15 protein-coding genes are annotated in these 15,404 nt (G+C 44.9%); 6 read left to right on the plus strand and 9 right to left on the minus strand.

Annotated elements, in window-relative coordinates; genetic code table 11:
- Positions 1-10 precede the first annotated feature (10 nt).
- Positions 11-1,582, minus strand: a complete 1,572-nt coding sequence (locus tag DOE51_RS08760) for an NAD(P)/FAD-dependent oxidoreductase (RefSeq protein ID WP_142696154.1) — start codon at positions 1,580-1,582, stop codon at positions 11-13.
- Between the two features lie 111 nt (positions 1,583-1,693).
- Here DOE51_RS08760 and asd point away from each other — a divergent pair, with 111 nt between their 5' ends.
- Together asd and DOE51_RS08770 are read left to right on the plus strand one after the other, a co-directional pair.
- Positions 1,694-2,521 carry an archaetidylserine decarboxylase gene (gene asd, locus DOE51_RS08765; protein ID WP_246845514.1) on the plus strand — a complete coding sequence of 276 codons (828 nt, stop codon included), beginning with the start codon at positions 1,694-1,696 and terminating at the stop codon, positions 2,519-2,521.
- 147 nt (positions 2,522-2,668) lie between these two features.
- The gene (locus tag DOE51_RS08770; RefSeq protein WP_142696156.1) at positions 2,669-3,136 is read left to right on the plus strand and encodes a hypothetical protein; all 468 of its coding nucleotides are present in this window, start codon (positions 2,669-2,671) and stop codon (positions 3,134-3,136) included.
- A gap of 53 nt (positions 3,137-3,189) precedes the next feature.
- Here DOE51_RS08770 and queD read toward each other — a convergent pair whose 3' ends face one another.
- Entirely contained in the window at positions 3,190-3,549 is a 360-nt protein-coding gene (gene queD, locus DOE51_RS08775; protein ID WP_142696157.1) for a 6-carboxytetrahydropterin synthase QueD, read from the minus strand.
- Positions 3,550-3,578: 29 nt separating this feature from the next.
- Between queD and DOE51_RS08780 the strand changes: the two genes are divergently transcribed.
- A complete protein-coding gene (locus DOE51_RS08780) occupies positions 3,579-4,067 on the plus strand; it encodes a 6-carboxytetrahydropterin synthase (protein WP_142696158.1) in 489 nt (162 codons plus the stop codon).
- Positions 4,068-4,182: 115 nt separating this feature from the next.
- Here DOE51_RS08780 and DOE51_RS08785 read toward each other — a convergent pair whose 3' ends face one another.
- Complete coding sequence (locus tag DOE51_RS08785; RefSeq protein ID WP_142696159.1) at positions 4,183-5,256, minus strand: hypothetical protein; 1,074 nt, start codon at positions 5,254-5,256, stop codon at positions 4,183-4,185.
- Positions 5,257-5,562: 306 nt separating this feature from the next.
- On the opposite strand from DOE51_RS08785, the gene DOE51_RS08790 reads away from it, so the two are divergent.
- Positions 5,563-5,793 (plus strand): FeoA family protein, encoded by a 231-nt coding sequence (locus DOE51_RS08790; protein WP_142696160.1) that lies wholly within the window; start codon positions 5,563-5,565, stop codon positions 5,791-5,793.
- Positions 5,769-7,691 (plus strand): ferrous iron transporter B, encoded by a 1,923-nt coding sequence (locus tag DOE51_RS08795; protein ID WP_142696161.1) that lies wholly within the window; start codon positions 5,769-5,771, stop codon positions 7,689-7,691. Before DOE51_RS08790 ends, DOE51_RS08795 begins: the two co-directional genes overlap by 25 nt.
- Here the strand turns inward: DOE51_RS08795 and DOE51_RS08800 are convergent, their stop codons facing one another.
- Entirely contained in the window at positions 7,692-8,726 is a 1,035-nt protein-coding gene (locus DOE51_RS08800) for a glycosyltransferase family 9 protein (RefSeq protein WP_210415581.1), read from the minus strand. It abuts the gene before it with no gap.
- 23 nt (positions 8,727-8,749) lie between these two features.
- On the opposite strand from DOE51_RS08800, the gene DOE51_RS08805 reads away from it, so the two are divergent.
- Entirely contained in the window at positions 8,750-9,577 is an 828-nt protein-coding gene (locus DOE51_RS08805) for an N-acetylglucosaminyltransferase (protein ID WP_142696163.1), read from the plus strand.
- Here DOE51_RS08805 and DOE51_RS08810 read toward each other — a convergent pair.
- From DOE51_RS08810 to DOE51_RS08830, 5 genes are read right to left on the minus strand one after another with little or no spacing between them, the layout of a single operon-like run.
- A complete protein-coding gene (locus DOE51_RS08810; RefSeq protein WP_142696164.1) occupies positions 9,559-10,713 on the minus strand; it encodes a glycosyltransferase family 4 protein in 1,155 nt (384 codons plus the stop codon). The two genes, DOE51_RS08805 and DOE51_RS08810, sit on opposite strands and share 19 nt — an antisense overlap.
- Complete coding sequence (gene rfbB, locus DOE51_RS08815; protein ID WP_142696165.1) at positions 10,701-11,687, minus strand: dTDP-glucose 4,6-dehydratase; 987 nt, start codon at positions 11,685-11,687, stop codon at positions 10,701-10,703. The genes DOE51_RS08810 and rfbB overlap by 13 nt, the downstream gene beginning before the upstream one ends.
- Complete coding sequence (gene rfbA, locus DOE51_RS08820) at positions 11,684-12,571, minus strand: glucose-1-phosphate thymidylyltransferase RfbA (RefSeq protein WP_142696166.1); 888 nt, start codon at positions 12,569-12,571, stop codon at positions 11,684-11,686. Before rfbA ends, rfbB begins: the two co-directional genes overlap by 4 nt.
- A gap of 3 nt (positions 12,572-12,574) precedes the next feature.
- A complete protein-coding gene (gene rffA / locus DOE51_RS08825) occupies positions 12,575-13,711 on the minus strand; it encodes a dTDP-4-amino-4,6-dideoxygalactose transaminase (RefSeq protein ID WP_142696167.1) in 1,137 nt (378 codons plus the stop codon).
- Between the two features lie 39 nt (positions 13,712-13,750).
- Positions 13,751-15,397, minus strand: coding sequence for a methyl-accepting chemotaxis protein (locus DOE51_RS08830; RefSeq protein ID WP_142696168.1), 1,647 nt, complete (start codon positions 15,395-15,397; stop codon positions 13,751-13,753).
- Positions 15,398-15,404 lie beyond the last annotated feature (7 nt).

Here is a 15,404-nt window from a genome sequence, read left to right on the forward strand (position 1 = left end):
GTACTGAAATTTACTTTTGCAGAGCTACAGACGTAGAAGTGAGTTTCGCAATAATTGTTTCAGCGATCTTAATACCATCACATGCAGCCGAAGTAATACCACCCGCATAGCCAGCACCTTCGCCTGCAGGATACAGACCCGCATGCGAAATACTTTCTAGTGAAGCGTTATCACGAGTCACGCGAACCGGGCAGCTTGTGCGCGATTCAATACCGTAAACTTGCGAGTCTTCGGAAATAAAACCTTTCATGCTGCGGTTGAAGTTATTCAACCCCTCACGAATACGTGTCGTCATGTGCTTTGGAAGAAGCTCATCCAGGCGAATATTTAATGCGCCCGAAGGTGAAGATCCTGCTTGCAAAGGACGTGGACCTTTTTTCGAGTTTGTACCTTGCAGGAAGTCCATCAAGTTTTGCGCAGGCAACTCTTTTGTGCCTTTCGCATCTTGTACGGCCTGGAAGGCACGTGTTTCCAAATCACGACGCAACTTCATGCCGCCGAACACGTCATTACCGAAAAGTTTATTGTGATGGATGCTAACGACGATCGCGGCATTTGCGTAAGGGGAGTTGCGGTTGTAGTTACTCATCCCGTTACAAACCAGACCGTCAGCCTCAGTGCCTGCCGAAAGAACGTAACCACCTGGGCACATACAGAATGAATAAACACCGATGCCGGTTTCATCATCGTGATCTGCTAATTTATAATTTGCAGCACCTAATTTGGGATGTTCTGAAAACTGACGATATTGAATTTTGTTGATCGCTGCTTGCGAATGCTCAATACGTAAACCCATCGCAAACGATTTTCCATCCAAGTGCACGCCGATGTCGCGCAAGTGATTGATCATGTCTTCAGCGGAATGGCCCGTGGCTAGGATTACGTATGGCGATTTGAATTCTGTACCGTGCTCTGTCTTAAGGCCGACAACTTGTTTACCTTCAGTCAGAATTTCTGTGACCTGCGTGTTGAAATGAATTTCACAACCGTTGGCTTTTAGGAACTCACGCAGTTTTGGAATCACACGACGAATACGATCCGAACCCACATGTGGATTTGACAACCACTGAATTTCTTCAGGCGCGCCGAATTTTACAAGACGATTCATCACGTAAGGAATATGCGGAGATTTAATACGCGTGATTAATTTCCCGTCAGAGTAAAGACCAGCACCACCTTCACCAAAACAAACGTTGTTACGTGGATCAAGTTTCCCGTAACGCCAGAATTGGTTGATACCTTTCATGCGCTCGCCGCTGTCGGAACCGCGCTCAAACAATACGCACGGTACACCTCTTTCGACAAAACGCAAAGCCGCGAACAAACCCGCAGGACCTGTTCCAACGATGAGGGGTTTTTCTTTGGGTGCAGAGATTTTTTCTAAATCAAATTGCGGAAGCGACAGGCTTTCACCTTTGTTAGCAACCTCAACGGAATATACGAAGTGAGGAGAATGCGCACGTCTGGCATCAACACTTTGGCGAAGAATACGGTAAGGGCCATGCTCTGGCATCAGCCATTGGAGTTTTTCTTCTAGGTCTTGATCAATAGGGATTTCGATATTGTTAAATATCTTAGACATTCAATTCTCCTGGGCACGTTTATATGCCAATTGGTGTGGGACAGTTATAACAGAAGTGCATTAAGAAGACTAGAGATGACAAAGGTATCGCCCTGGGGTAGGAATTTATTCATGTCAGCAATTACAAGAATTCTACCAAAGAGACGTTTAAGCCGCCTAGCCGGCAAAATTATGCATTACCAAGGCCCTAAATGGTGGGCCAACATGTCGGTGAAGGCTTTTGCCTCCATGTACAACATCAATTTGGAAGAGTCTGAAAAGCATTATTCCGAATATCCTTCAATTGGGGAGTTCTTCGTTCGCCGTTTAAAGCCAGGTCTGCGCCCGGTTGCGAACTCTTGGGCTGTGCACCCGGCTGACAGCGTGATTACGCAAGCCGCACCGATTGATAACGGCACTTTGATTCAAGCCAAAGGCATCACTTACAAACTGTCTGAATTCACCCAAGATCCTGACTGCCAAAAGAAATGGGCAGGCGGTTTTTTCATGACTTATTACCTTTGCCCAACAGACTACCACCGTGTGCATTCACCAGTGGATGGTAACATCACGTCCGTTCGTTATATGCCGGGTGAGTTGTGGCCTGTGAACGAGTGGAGCACAAACAACGTTCCTGATTTGTTCTCTGTGAACGAAAGAGTGCTGGTTGAGATCGAAACGGATTTGGGTCCCGTGGGTGTTGTCTTTGTTGGAGCTACAAACGTGGGTCACATCGTTTTAAGTTTCGATGATAAGATTCAGGGCAATCAAAAAGGTCCGCATATCTTTGAGCACAAAACATACTCGCCAGAAATCCCAACCCACAAAGGAAGCGAGCTTGGTATGTTCCGCATGGGTTCAACAGTTGTGATGTTGTATCCACCGATGTTCCGTCAGAAGTTCGAAAAAGATCTTCAGTTGGGGCCTGCGGTTCGTGTGAACGGCGCTTTGATTAAGTAATAACCTTCCATAATCTGGAACAATATAAAGCTTGATTGTTATACATTTAGTGCATGTTTAGTTGAAGAACTTGCACTGATGTTTTCTGGGGCTCTCGGTTATAAGAGGTTCATTCACTTAAGAATAAACCCTTTTAGGAGATTCCCCATGAAATCACTTTTTGCCGCTTTATTGCTTGTTGTTGTTTCGACTCAAGCTCACGCTTACAAATCGACTGAACCTGAAATCTGCAAACTTCAAACTGACGAAGGCGACAACGACAAACCGCAATTCACAGCGCAAGATATCGACGTGAAAAAAGTGAAGTCTTTGTCTGCCTATTACTTGAAATTGGTTAACGCTTATTTGATGGATTACGGCTACACGACGAAGCCTGCTTCATTGAAAGAGATCCAAGAGCTATTCACGACAGGTGAAGAAAGCTATAACGATCTAGCTATCGTTATTCGCACCTCAGTTGCGACGGGTGTCACACATATCGAAGTTAAATCTTGGCCAGGTGACAACCCAGTGGGCGCGTTCTTCGACGTCAATGGTAAAATGATCGGTCACAATGACGACGACAGCATCTCTTACTTTGATGCTAAGGGCGAACGCGTTTACTGCTCTTTTTAGCACTCCGGCTTCGCCGGAGTAGTTGAGTCTACGTTTCGATTTTTCCGAAATCTTTAGGCAGGATACGAGCATTCCGTGGCTGGCGTTTCGGCGACAGTCACGCGAGTTAGCATCGGTAGAACCGGGCGGGCTTTATCAAAAAGCCATTTCGCCAAAAGCTCGGACGTAGGATTTTCCAGTCCGGGCACTTCATTCAGAACTCTGTGATCAATTTGTTCAAGCAAAGGCTTCATGTGCGCTTGAATGTCGTTATAATCAATCACCCAACCAATTTTCGGGTCCAAATCGCCAACCAAAGTTAAAACGATCTTAAAACTGTGACCATGCATACGAGAGCAAGGGTGACTTGCCGGCAAGTGAGGCAGGAAACGGGCTGATTCAATTTGAAAATGCTGTTTCAGTTCGAATTTCATGTTACAACTTATACCCATGAGGGGAGACTATGTCCACGATCACCTTGCACCTGGCGAAGCAAAATTTTAAGTTTTCAGCGGCTCATTTTCTGATTTTTGATGAAAAGCATGCCGAACGCCTGCATGGACATAACTACCAAGTTCAAGTCGACATCGTAGCCCCACAAAGTACCGACGACCACTCTGAAGGTTATTTCATGGACTTTAATGTCTTTAAAAAATTCATTAAAGCCAAGCTTGATAGCTGGGATGAAATCGTTCTTTTGCCCGCAAAACATCCCGACATGAAATTCAATAAAACGGACAAATCCCTAGAAGTGACTTTCCGTGATCGTTTTTACGTATTTCCTTTGAATGAAGTGATCTTGTTGCCGGTCACAAATACCAGCGTCGAAAATCTGTCCCGCCTTTTGGCAGAAGAATTCTTTGCGGAATTCAAAAAATACAAAGTGCCAGAAATAAAAGTCTTAGTCGAAGAAACCCAAGGGCAAGGCGCTTCTACCGTTGTAAAAGCGTAGGAATCGATCTGAAACAGCCAGCTGACTGCGTTGCTTCGTCGTCGGCGTACAGGTAGTACGCCTTCCTCCTTGCGCGTGGGCTGCGCCACAAGTGCAGTAGCACTTGTGCATCTGGCTATTTCATATCGATTCGGTTTTTGAGGGTGCCGGAGCGGACTTCTTCTGGGGAGAGTTCGCGGATGATTCGGTAGCGCCAGAAGCAGATTCTTGCGTCTTCGTTTAGTTTTCTATTTAAGCGTTCTTCTACTAAATCGGGGCTGCCATCGCAATCGATGTGGGCGAAGTCGGCAAAGTTATCGACTTGGGCGACACTCCATGAATAGGGTGATTTGTCTTTTGCCGTAAAGCTGCGATTGAAGCCGCCCGATCCTAAGGCGATCGTTGCGACCACAATTTTTTCCAATTCGGGATGTGCAATCTGTTCGCGAGCAGTTGCGATTTGCTCGGTTTGGTCTAGGGCAATGACGAAGGCTCCGGTTGGATTTTTATCGCGAGTCGAAACTAAGAAATAAGTTTTTTTATCAGAGGCGGGGAGGCGTGCCGCGGGTTTCACGACGGCATGTGATTGCACTTCGACATCTGCCGCCGCAGAAATGACCGTCGAGTTTATGCGTTCTTCGCTGATGACTTCGATGCGAGTGGCTTCACTTTCAAAAATCCACTTGAAAGATTGCGTATCATAAGAGTTCTCGAGTGAAACTGCTTTTTCTGCGACAAGAATGTTTGAAGCACTGAAAGCTTTTAAAGTGACGTTATTTTTCTTCAAGTAAAGGTTTAAGAGGTCAACTTTCACACTATGCGAAGCAGATTTCAGTTCATGTGTGATAAACGGGGATGTGTAAGAACTTAAAGTAACTTCTAGCTGATCTTTGCATTGAAGTATGACTTGAAGTCCCTCGTCACTTGGGGTTTTCACACTGAAACTCTGGGAGTGTTTTAGAAAATCTTCGCCTGCTACTTTAAGTTTTGAAAGTGGCTCAAGATCAAATTCTTGCTCATCGATATCAACTCCCACGCGAACTTGGGTCCACGCTTTAAGTTCCGAAGTGGAGTGATTGATTAGAACCAACTGCAGTTCTGAAGGTGCACATTTTTCGGGCGCATAAAAAACCTGCGACGCCTGTGCGGACAGAGTAGTTAGAAGGGATAAGCTACAAACACCGATGATAGTCTTAAGACGTTTATCCATAGACTTCAGATCGGTCTAGCTGCTGCAAACTTTATGAGCAGCCTTCAAATCCAGACCTACATCTAGCGGGCTTGTGGCATTAATTACACCCTGAGACGATATTCATTCTCAACACGTTTTCAAGTAAGTTTTATGAGGCCAAATAACTACCCTTTATACTCTTATAATCTTAACTAGTTTCACGGAGAGACTGCATTAAAAGGTCAGATGCAAGGCGCGAGGAGAAAAGCGTACTCAATGTACGGTGACGACGAGCAACGCAGTCAGCTGGCCTTTTTATGAAGTCTCTAACTCTTAAGGAAAATCATGACCTTACTCGATTCAATTCTTAAACCTGGGCACGTTGTCGAAATCCAAAGTTTGGGCGGAGATTCTGTCGTTCGTGAACGCTTGCACGAAATGGGTTTAAGAACAGGCATGATGATCACTATCTTGGGAAGAGCTCCATTTGGCGGACCGTTGTTAGTTCGTTTCAATACAAGTTTCTTGGCTCTTCGAAACGAGGAAGCGCAATGCGCGACAGTCAGCTTGAAGTAGCAGAACAATCGACAACGAAATCCATCGCTTTAGTCGGAGCTCCGAACTCTGGCAAAACAACTTTGTACAACTGGCTCACAGGATCACGCTTTAAAACGGTGAACTATCCGGGAGCAACAGTTGAATATTCTTTGGGTAAATTGGCCGGTCATCTTGGTGAAGGCATCACGGCGATGGATACGCCCGGTACGTACTCTCTTCATCCAAAAAGTGCGGATGAAGAAGTCACATTAAAAGCCATCTATGAAAGCCCTGAATTTGGAACTGTCAGTGGGATCATCGTTGTGATCGACGGCACTCAGATGGCTCGTCATCTTCAGCTTGCCTTGCAAGTGAAAGAGACTGGTTTTCCAATGATCGTGGTTATCACGATGGCCGATCTTCTTCGCAAAGAAGGCATTGAAATCGATATGGATTACTTGCGCAAAACTTTGGGCTGCCCAGTTTTGCAATTCGACGGTTTGCTGGCTGGCGGTTTGAAAGAGATCGTTGCGGAAGCGCAAAAAGTTCCGGTGAAATCGCCGGTGAAAAAGCCAGTCTTCTGGGGTTTTGAAATTTTAGAAACAAAACTTCAATACTGCGAAAAGATCGCCAACGAAGCACTGACTCATAAAACAGATCATGCACAGGATCGCTTGAATCACATCGTTAAAAATACGGAACGCATTGATAAAGTTCTTCTTCATCCAACATTTGGTTTGGTGATGTTTATTTTGATCATGGGAACGTTGTTTTCATCTATCTTCTGGGCGGCGGCTCCGTTGATGGATGCAGTCGACCAAGCGTTTAGCTTCATGAATGCGGAAGTTTTGAAACTTGCGCCGGATTCATTGGTCACGGATTTTATCGCAAACGGTATTATCGCAAGTATTGGTGCTGCGATGGTTTTCGTGCCGCAAATCTTCATTTTGTTCTTTGGTATTGGTTTGCTTGAAAGCTCTGGCTACTTAGCGCGCGCGGCGACCTTAATTGATCGTCCGTTTTCAGCGCTGGGTATGAGTGGTCGTTCTTTCGTTCCGGTGTTGTCAGGTTTTGCTTGTGCGGTGCCAGCGATCATTGCGACTCGTAACATCTCTTCTAAACGTGATCGTTGGATTACGTCGTTTATTATTCCATTGATGGCGTGTTCAGCACGTTTGCCGATTTATGCTTTGTTGCTCGCGTTCTTGTTTCATGGACAGTCAGCATGGAAAGCAGGCTTTGCATTGGCGTTCTTGTACTTAGGCGCTTTGATCATTGGTGGTATTGCGGCAAGTATCGTGAATAAGTTTATTCCAAAACGTGATACTTCGTTCTTTATGATGGAGCTGCCAATTTATCGTAAGCCAAAGATGCGCGTGCTTCTTCGTCAATCTTTGACTCGTACTTTGTCTTACGTAAAACGTGCGGGTCCACCGATCACGATCTTTGCGATCTTGATCTGGGCAGGTACGACATTCCCGAATTATCACGCAGCGACTGACACAGAAAAACTACAAACTAGTTACGCAGGTCAAGTAGGTCACGTGATTGAGCCGGTGATGGCGCCGATGGGTGTTGACTGGCGCGTGGGTGTTGGTTTGATCTCTGCTTTTGCCGCTCGTGAAGTGTTCGTGTCGTCGATGGGGATCGTTTTCAACGTCACTGATAAAGATGAAAACACGCAACAAGAGTCGATGCTAAAAGCGATGTCGGACGCGACAAACATGAAGGGTGAAAAGATCTTCACCGTTAGCAGTGTTGTCGGTTTGATTGTGTTCTTTATGATTGCTTTGCAGTGTATGTCGACATTCGCGGTACAGATTCGCGAAAGTGGTTCACTAAAAATGGCAGTGACCCAGTTGATTCTATTTAATGCTGTTGCTTATCTTTTGGCAGTGGGCATCGTTCAAGGTCTTCGCGCTTTCGGCGTGGCCTAACTACCACGCTTTTATTCCCGATAAATCTATCTTACGCATGCAGCTGTGATGGCTGCATTCTGTGACTGTGCAGAATTGGAATTGTTCGCGGTCGCGCGGACCTTGAATGCGACAAGGTACATCGACGCGGTGATAGGTGTGTCTGTTTGGATCGTAACAGAACCAATCGCCGATACATGCCGGACCAAATAAGAAATGCGTGCGCACATCTAAAGCCACAGAAATATGTCCAGGGCTTGAATCGTTTGAAAGTGTGATTGCACCCGTTGAAATCAATGAAATGAACTGACGAAGGCTCACGTCATCAATCAATGGCACGCCAAGCTCTTTACATAAGGCAGGCATGTTCCATTCTTTTGAGAGTTTTTGATCACACAAAACAAGAGGCTGAAAAACGCCCTCATCGCGAATCTTTTTAACCGTCTGAACCCACAAATCTTTAGGGTAAATTTTCAATGAATACGATGCGCCCGGAAGAAATACGAAGCGCTTTTTGTCTGGATCGCCACCAGCGGCAATGATTTTTTCGCGAGTCAGTTTTTGGGCGAATTCTTTTTCTTCAGATTTTAAATCAATTTGCGTCAGTTCGTGTTTTGTAGCCGGTAAGCCGATGGCTTCCAAAACGCGGTAGTCGCGTGTGATTGCGTCTTCAAGTTCGCCCGCATGAGGAACTTTCTTTGACGACAAAAATGGCGTTCTTTGCAGGCTGTGGTGATGAAGAACGATCTCTTTTGCGCCTGTTAACCAGGCAAATTTGCACAGGCTGCCAGAAACGTGGAAACCCAAAAGCAGGTCAAATTTCTCTTTACGTAGCTGCCAAAGTTTTTTTACGAAATCAGTTTTGGACTTTGCATCAACCAGGTGAAGCTTATCAATCAACAAGCTATTCAACAGGATGTCGCGGTTCATCCCATAGGTGAGGGCATGAATTTCCGCTTCAGGATAAGCCTTACGCAACGCCGCGAGAGCTGAGGTCCAAATAACCGTATCGCCGATCGCGCGAGTTTTAATGACAAGGATTTTTCGGTAAGGCATAGTCATAGGAATACGAGGATATCATGATCTACGACTGTTTTGCATTCTTTAATGAGCTTGATCTTTTAGAGATCCGTTTAAATACGTTGGACTCAGTCGTGGACCGTTTTGTTTTGGTCGAGGCAACTCGTACTTTTCAGAAAAAAGAAAAACCTCTATTTTTTGAGCAAAATAAAGAACGTTTTAAACCGTTTCTTCATAAAATCGAGCACATCGTGGTCGATAAATATCCGACGTTCTTTTCAAAGTTCCGTGTTCCTACGACTTGGGATTACGACGACCACCAAAAAGAACAAATCAAGCAAGGTCTAAAAAACTGCAAGCCTGATGATGTGATTATTATTTCTGACGTTGATGAAATTCCACGTCCCGAGCTGGTTACAAAATACGCTAATACTCCGGAAATCAAAGTTTTCCAGCAGCGCTTGTATTATTATTTCCTAAACTGCTTCGTGAAAAAGTATCCAGAGCCTATCGAGTACTACAATGGTTATATGCCATGGCAGGGTACGGTGATGATGCACTATAAAGATCTTAAAACTGTGCAGAAGGCGCGTTTGAATCGCGGGCAGCGTAAGAACTCTAAGAATCTCATCATCATTCCTGAAGGTGGCTGGCATTTCAGTTATTTAGGCGGGGTGAAAAAGGTCATTGAAAAGATCGAAGCTTACGCTCATACAGAACACAACCTTCAAGACTTTAAAGATGCAAAACGTATCGAAGAAGTGATTCGTAAGGGTGGCAGTCTGTATGGCCAAGAGTTAGATTCTGAGTTCGTGCAAATCGACGAGAATTTCCCGAAGTATTTGCAGAATCACAAAGATAAATACTCTCAGCTCATCTTAGAATAAAGATCCGTAAATTGTTTTAAAGTATCTGGCCAATCGTGGTTCTGAATGGACCACTGACGCGCCTTCAGGCCTTGTGTTTTAATCGCTACCGAATTGTTTAAATAAAATCTAAAGGCTTCAGTGATCGAACTTGCAGAGCCTGGTTGCACCAACATACCACGTTCATTGGCGCCCACCTGTTCTGGAGTGCCGCCGGCATTTGTGCCAATGACGGGTTTTGCCATCATCATGGCATCAAGAACGCTTAACGAATAAGTCTCGTTGTAGGAAGCTAGGGCAAATACATCCAAAGCTTCAATGTAGGGAATGTATTCACGCTGAAACGGAATACGCACCAAATGATTTTTAAGACGCTCATTCAAGCGTTGCTCGTTCACCCAGTCTAATAAATCCTTTGATGGCGGAGCAGGGATCGGATGACCCTTGTCGTCTTTACCGGCGATTGTTGGATCGCCAATGATCCACAATTGTAGGCGCTTTAATTCTGAATCGTCCAAGCCATCAAGTGCTTGTACAAGTTCTTTCACGCCTTTGCCCGGATCGATACGGCAAAGTGTACCGATCACAATCTGGTTGTCAGTAACGTTGTAAAGATGACGAAGTCCCTCACGCTCTTTTGGATACGGATGGAATTGTTCAACTTTGCGACCGTAGCGAATCAGATGCAGTTTGCTTGATGCAATAGGGAAGTTCTTGCGCACATCATTTAAGATCGTTTCGGAAGAAGAACACAGAGCATCCACTTTTGAAAACAACCAACGATGAACGAAGTCCTGTTTGCGGGTCGCGTTCATGTACAGGTTATAGATATGTTTAAGTTTTGGTTTATTCCATTTTGCTAAAGCACAAGCCCACATATCCAAACGTGTGTGTGAATGCAGTAAAGTGATCTTGTGCTTTTTGACGATCTTGCTGATCAGTCTGGCTGTCGCAAATTTTGAAAGTTTCTTTTCTGGAAAGGGCAACGTATGCACGCCAGCCTTTTTTAGTTCTTCAGCCACACGACTGTGAGCCGAACACAGCACCCATTGTTGGATGCCGGCCTCTTGCAGCTTTTGAATTAGCTCGCAGGTGTAGATTTCAAGTCCACCCCAAGAAAGGGAGTGGATGCAGTGAAGAACTCTTACTTCGCCCATAGATTTTTGTAGTACTCAATCGTGCGAAGAAGGCCTTGTTCTTCAAAGTTAACTTTCGGAGTCCAGCCCAATTCTTTTTGCGCCTTTGAATAGTTGATCGCGTAGCGGAAGTCGTGACCTTTGCGATCTTGTACGAAGTTAAGAAGTGATTCAGGCTTACCCAAGTGTTTCAAAATCATTTTTGCAACATCAAGGTTCTGACGTTCTGAATTGCCGCCGAAGTTATACACTTCACCGGCCTTGCCATCAGTAAACGCTTTCCAGACGCCTTCATTGTGATCGTCGACATAGATCCAGTCACGGATATTCATGCCTGTACCGTAAATCGGTAACTTTTCATTCGCCAACGCACGTTTGATCATCAATGGAATGAACTTTTCTTCCACTTGTAACGGGCCATAGTTGTTTGAACAACGAGTGATGATTGTTGGAAGTTTAAACGTTTCAAAGAAGGAGCGAACCAAAAGATCCGCACTGGCTTTTGAAGCACTGTACGGGCTGTTTGGCGCGATCGGAGTTTGCTCTGTAAACGCCGGATCTTCCATTTGCAATGTGCCGTACACTTCATCAGTAGAGACTTGCAGATAGCGGAAGGCAGGGTTTTTTTCAAACAGCGCCAAGCTTTCTTTCAGCAAGTTCAGTGTGCCAAGAACATTTGTTTCAACGAAGATGTTCGGGCTTTCGATAGAACGATCGACGTGGGATTCGGCAGCGAAGTTCATCACGCCAGTGAATTGATGCTTTTTAAAAAGCTCATCCATTTTGTGTGAATCGCGGATGTCAGCGTGCACGAAAGTTAAATTTTTATTTTCATCCAACGATTTTTGGATGTTGGGTAAACGACCTGCATAAGTTAAAGCATCAACGATGACGAAATCGTATTTAGATTTCACATCTTCGCGGATTGCGATGGTGTTAACGAAGTTTGAGCCAATAAAGCCAGCACAGCCAGTTAAAAGAACAGTTTGTTTCATAGTTCCTCAGAAGTGATTTTTTCTAGATAAGTGCGGTACGAACATTTTGGAAGTTCGCTTGTGATTTTTTGCAACTGTTCTAGAGTGATAAATTTCATGCGGTAAGCGATCTCTTCAAGGCACGCCACTTTCAAACCTTGGCGCTCTTCAATGGCGCCGATGAATGCCGCAGCATCAAGCATCGAGCGGGGAGTTCCCGTATCAAGCCATGCAAGACCACGGTACATCATCTCGACACCGAGTTTGCCTTCGTTGTGATATGAAAGAATCAAATCAACAATTTCAGTTTCGCCACGAGCGGAAGGTTTAATTGCTTTCGCACGGGCTGAAACGGTTTTATCAAAAAGATAAAGACCTGGAACTGCATAATTGGATTTCGGCTGTTTTGGTTTTTCTTCGATGGATTTTACTTTTTTAGTATTTTTATCGAACTCAACCACGCCGTAAGCAGATGGATCTGCGACATAGTAAGCAAACACACGACCATTCATGCCGTTTGCTTTCTCTTTCTGTGCTTGGATGGCGTCACGGAAGAACGTCAAATCGCCATAAAACAAATTATCACCCAAGATCAAGCACACGTCATCGTTGCCGATAAATTGCTCGCCAAGAACGAATGCATCGGGAAGACCTGTTGGTTTTTCTTGTACAACGTAAGAAAGTTTCACGCCGAACTGTGAACCATCGCCAAGTAGTTTTTTAAACGAAGCTTGATCGTCAGGTGAAGTGATTAGAAGAATGTCTTTGATTCCACCAAGCATCAGAATGCTCAATGGATAATAAATCATCGGTTTGTCATAGACCGTTTGTAGTTGTTTGGTCATGACTCTTGTCATTGGGTAAAGGCGAGAGCCCGCACCGCCGGCTAGAATAATACCTTTCATGATCTATTTCTCCGCGAAAAATTGACGAACTTTATTAACAACAAAAGAAACGTCTTCTTTTGTTAGATCTGCCCACATTGGCATACGCAATAAACGATTGGCTTGATCGTCAGTGACTTTCATTGAACCCGAGACGCGACCAAAACGAATGCCTGCTGGTGCGGAATGCAATGGCACATAGTGAGTTGTCGATTGAATGCCAGCCTCTTTCAAATAAGACCACAAAGCAGCGCGCTCATCGGCTGAATTTAAAAGCATATAGTAAATATGCGCATTGCCTTCGCAATCACTTGGCACTTTCATGCGAGTCAACTTGCCGGCTTTTTCAAGCTCAGCAAAACCTTCATGATACTGTTCCCAGTGGGCCAGGCGGCGAGCCGTGATCAATGATCCTTCTTCTAGTTGTGACAACAAGAATGCGGCTGCCAATTCAGATTGTAGGTAGGAAGAGCCTTTGTCTTGCCATGTGTATTTATCCACTTGGCCGTTTAAGAACTGCTGACGATTCGTTCCCTTATCGCGAACAATTTCAGCGCGAGCGACAAAACGTGGATCATTAATGATTAATGCTCCACCTTCGCCGCAGACGATGTTTTTTGTTTCATGGAAGCTGTAAGCCGCCATGTGACCAAAAGAACCGACGGGCTTTCCTTGATAAGAAGCAAAGATGCCTTGGGCTGCATCCGCAATAACGATGAAGCCATGTTTATCAGACAACGCCATGATCTTATCCATCTGACAAGAAATACCGGCATAGTGAACGGGCATCACAACTTTAGTTTTTGCAGTGATCGCTTTTTCCATCGCTGCCACATCAATGTTCATTGTGCCTGGTTCGACATCAACGAACACCGGTGTTGCGCCATACAATGCAACCACGTTAGCTGTTGATGTAAATGTGAAAGAGGGAAGAATGACTTCATCGCCAGGACCGATGTCAGCAAGGACCATCGCCATTTCAAGAGCGGAAGTACAAGAAGGAGTGATGACCGCCATTTGGCAGTGCAGATGTTCTTTAAACCACTCGGCGCATTTTTTATTGAAAGTACCTTCACCGCTTAGCTTACGAAAGCCAATGGCTTGGCTGATGTATTTTTCTTCGTTACTGCTATGCGGAGGGACATTGAATGGAATTTTCATGCCCCTAGTCTAGTACAAGGATTTTAAGGAAACAACGGATTAAAAGCCATCCGTTGTGCCTACTTTGCCAGCTCTTTCGTCTTCATCAAAAGGAATCGTCGCGGCCGCAGAATGTGGCTTTTTCTCCACGCGCGGTGCCACTTTTTTAGACTGAAGTGGAAGGACTTTCGCCATAGGAGCTGTCGGGGACTTTTTCAAGCTCGGCTCGCTTTGTGGAGTCGATTCTTGCGGCAGGCCAATAACGATTTCATTCAATGAAACTGTCAGGTTTTGCAACTGTCTTGCCTGTGCTGAAATCTCTTCAGAAGAAGCTGCGATTTCTTCAGAGGAAGCGGCATTTGACTGCGTGCTTTCATCAAGTAAGTTCATCGCTTTGCTGATTTGATGAATGCCCGTTGTTTGTTCAGAGCTTGCGGCAGAAATCTCGTTATTCAAATCAGCTACTTTAGTCACCGAAGTCACGATGTTGTTCAAGAATTCACCCGAACGGTCAGCAACTTTGGAACCTTTTTCGACCTGAACGACGCTTTCTTTAATAAGTGTTGAAATGTCTTTTGCGGCAACGGCGGAGCGTTGCGACAAAGCACGAACGGCTTCAGCAACCACGGCAAAACCTTTACCTTGTTCACCAGCACGAGCGGCCTCGACAGAGGCATTCAAAGCCAAAAGATTCGTTTGGAAAGCGATATCGTCGATCACGTTGATGATCTCTTCAATTTTCTTAGATGATTGAGAGATATCTTTCATCGATTCGATCAAGTGATGAATCTCGCGTTGACCTTCTTCTGCCGCTGTTTTCGAAGATTGAGAAAGGGCGGCAGCCTGTTTCGCATTATCAGAATTCATTTTCACCATTGAAGACATTTCTTCAAGTGATGCAACAGTTTCTTCAAGTGAGCCCGCAGACTCCGTTGAAGCTTGCGACAGAGTTTGACCCGCTGCTGACAATTGACCAATCGCCACAGAAACTTGTTGGCCGGCCTCTGTTAATTGATTTGAGATAGAACCAACAGAGTTTGAAACGCGGTAAGCGATCCACATCAAAATACCAAACAAAGCAAAACAGCAGAATGCCGAGATAAAGATCAACAATTGCGAGATGTGCGCACGTGCTTCTTTTTGCTTCTCATTGTTGGTTTTATTCATTTCAGAGAAAAACTTGATGTTTGCTTCCATCATTTTTTGTACGTCAGTGGCGAGGACGTGCCAGCGGCCGCCATTCATAAGAACTTTCACACTCGCATCTGCTTCAGGCGTGCCCTTTTTTAGGTCCGCGATGATGCCTTCAGTGAGTTTGTAGAACTCTTCTTTATTATTACGTACTAATTGATATGTTTTTTCTTCCTCAGGAAGAAGACCTGATTTTTCATAAGCGTTTTGACCTTTTTTAAAGTCTTCAAACGCAGCAACTGTTTTATCAATAAATGAAGCGCGACCCTTGGCTTCGTCTTTTAATGATAGTGCCGCCCAAATAAAGTAACCAACGCGCGCACGTTGCATACCCATTTGTCCAAGAGCTTCTACATTCGGCATCACATCTTCATACGCAGCTGAAAGCTGTGTTCCCAAAGTGTTCAAACCATTCATTGCAATCCATGTCAGTGCAACGAATGCGAAGACTGGCAGAAAAGCAGAGAGAAGAAGTTTTCCGCGAAGTCCATGGAACCAAGCTTTAAGTGAATTCATGTGATGT

Source organism: Bdellovibrio sp. NC01 (assembly GCF_006874625.1).
Classification (GTDB): Bacteria; Bdellovibrionota; Bdellovibrionia; order Bdellovibrionales; family Bdellovibrionaceae; genus Bdellovibrio.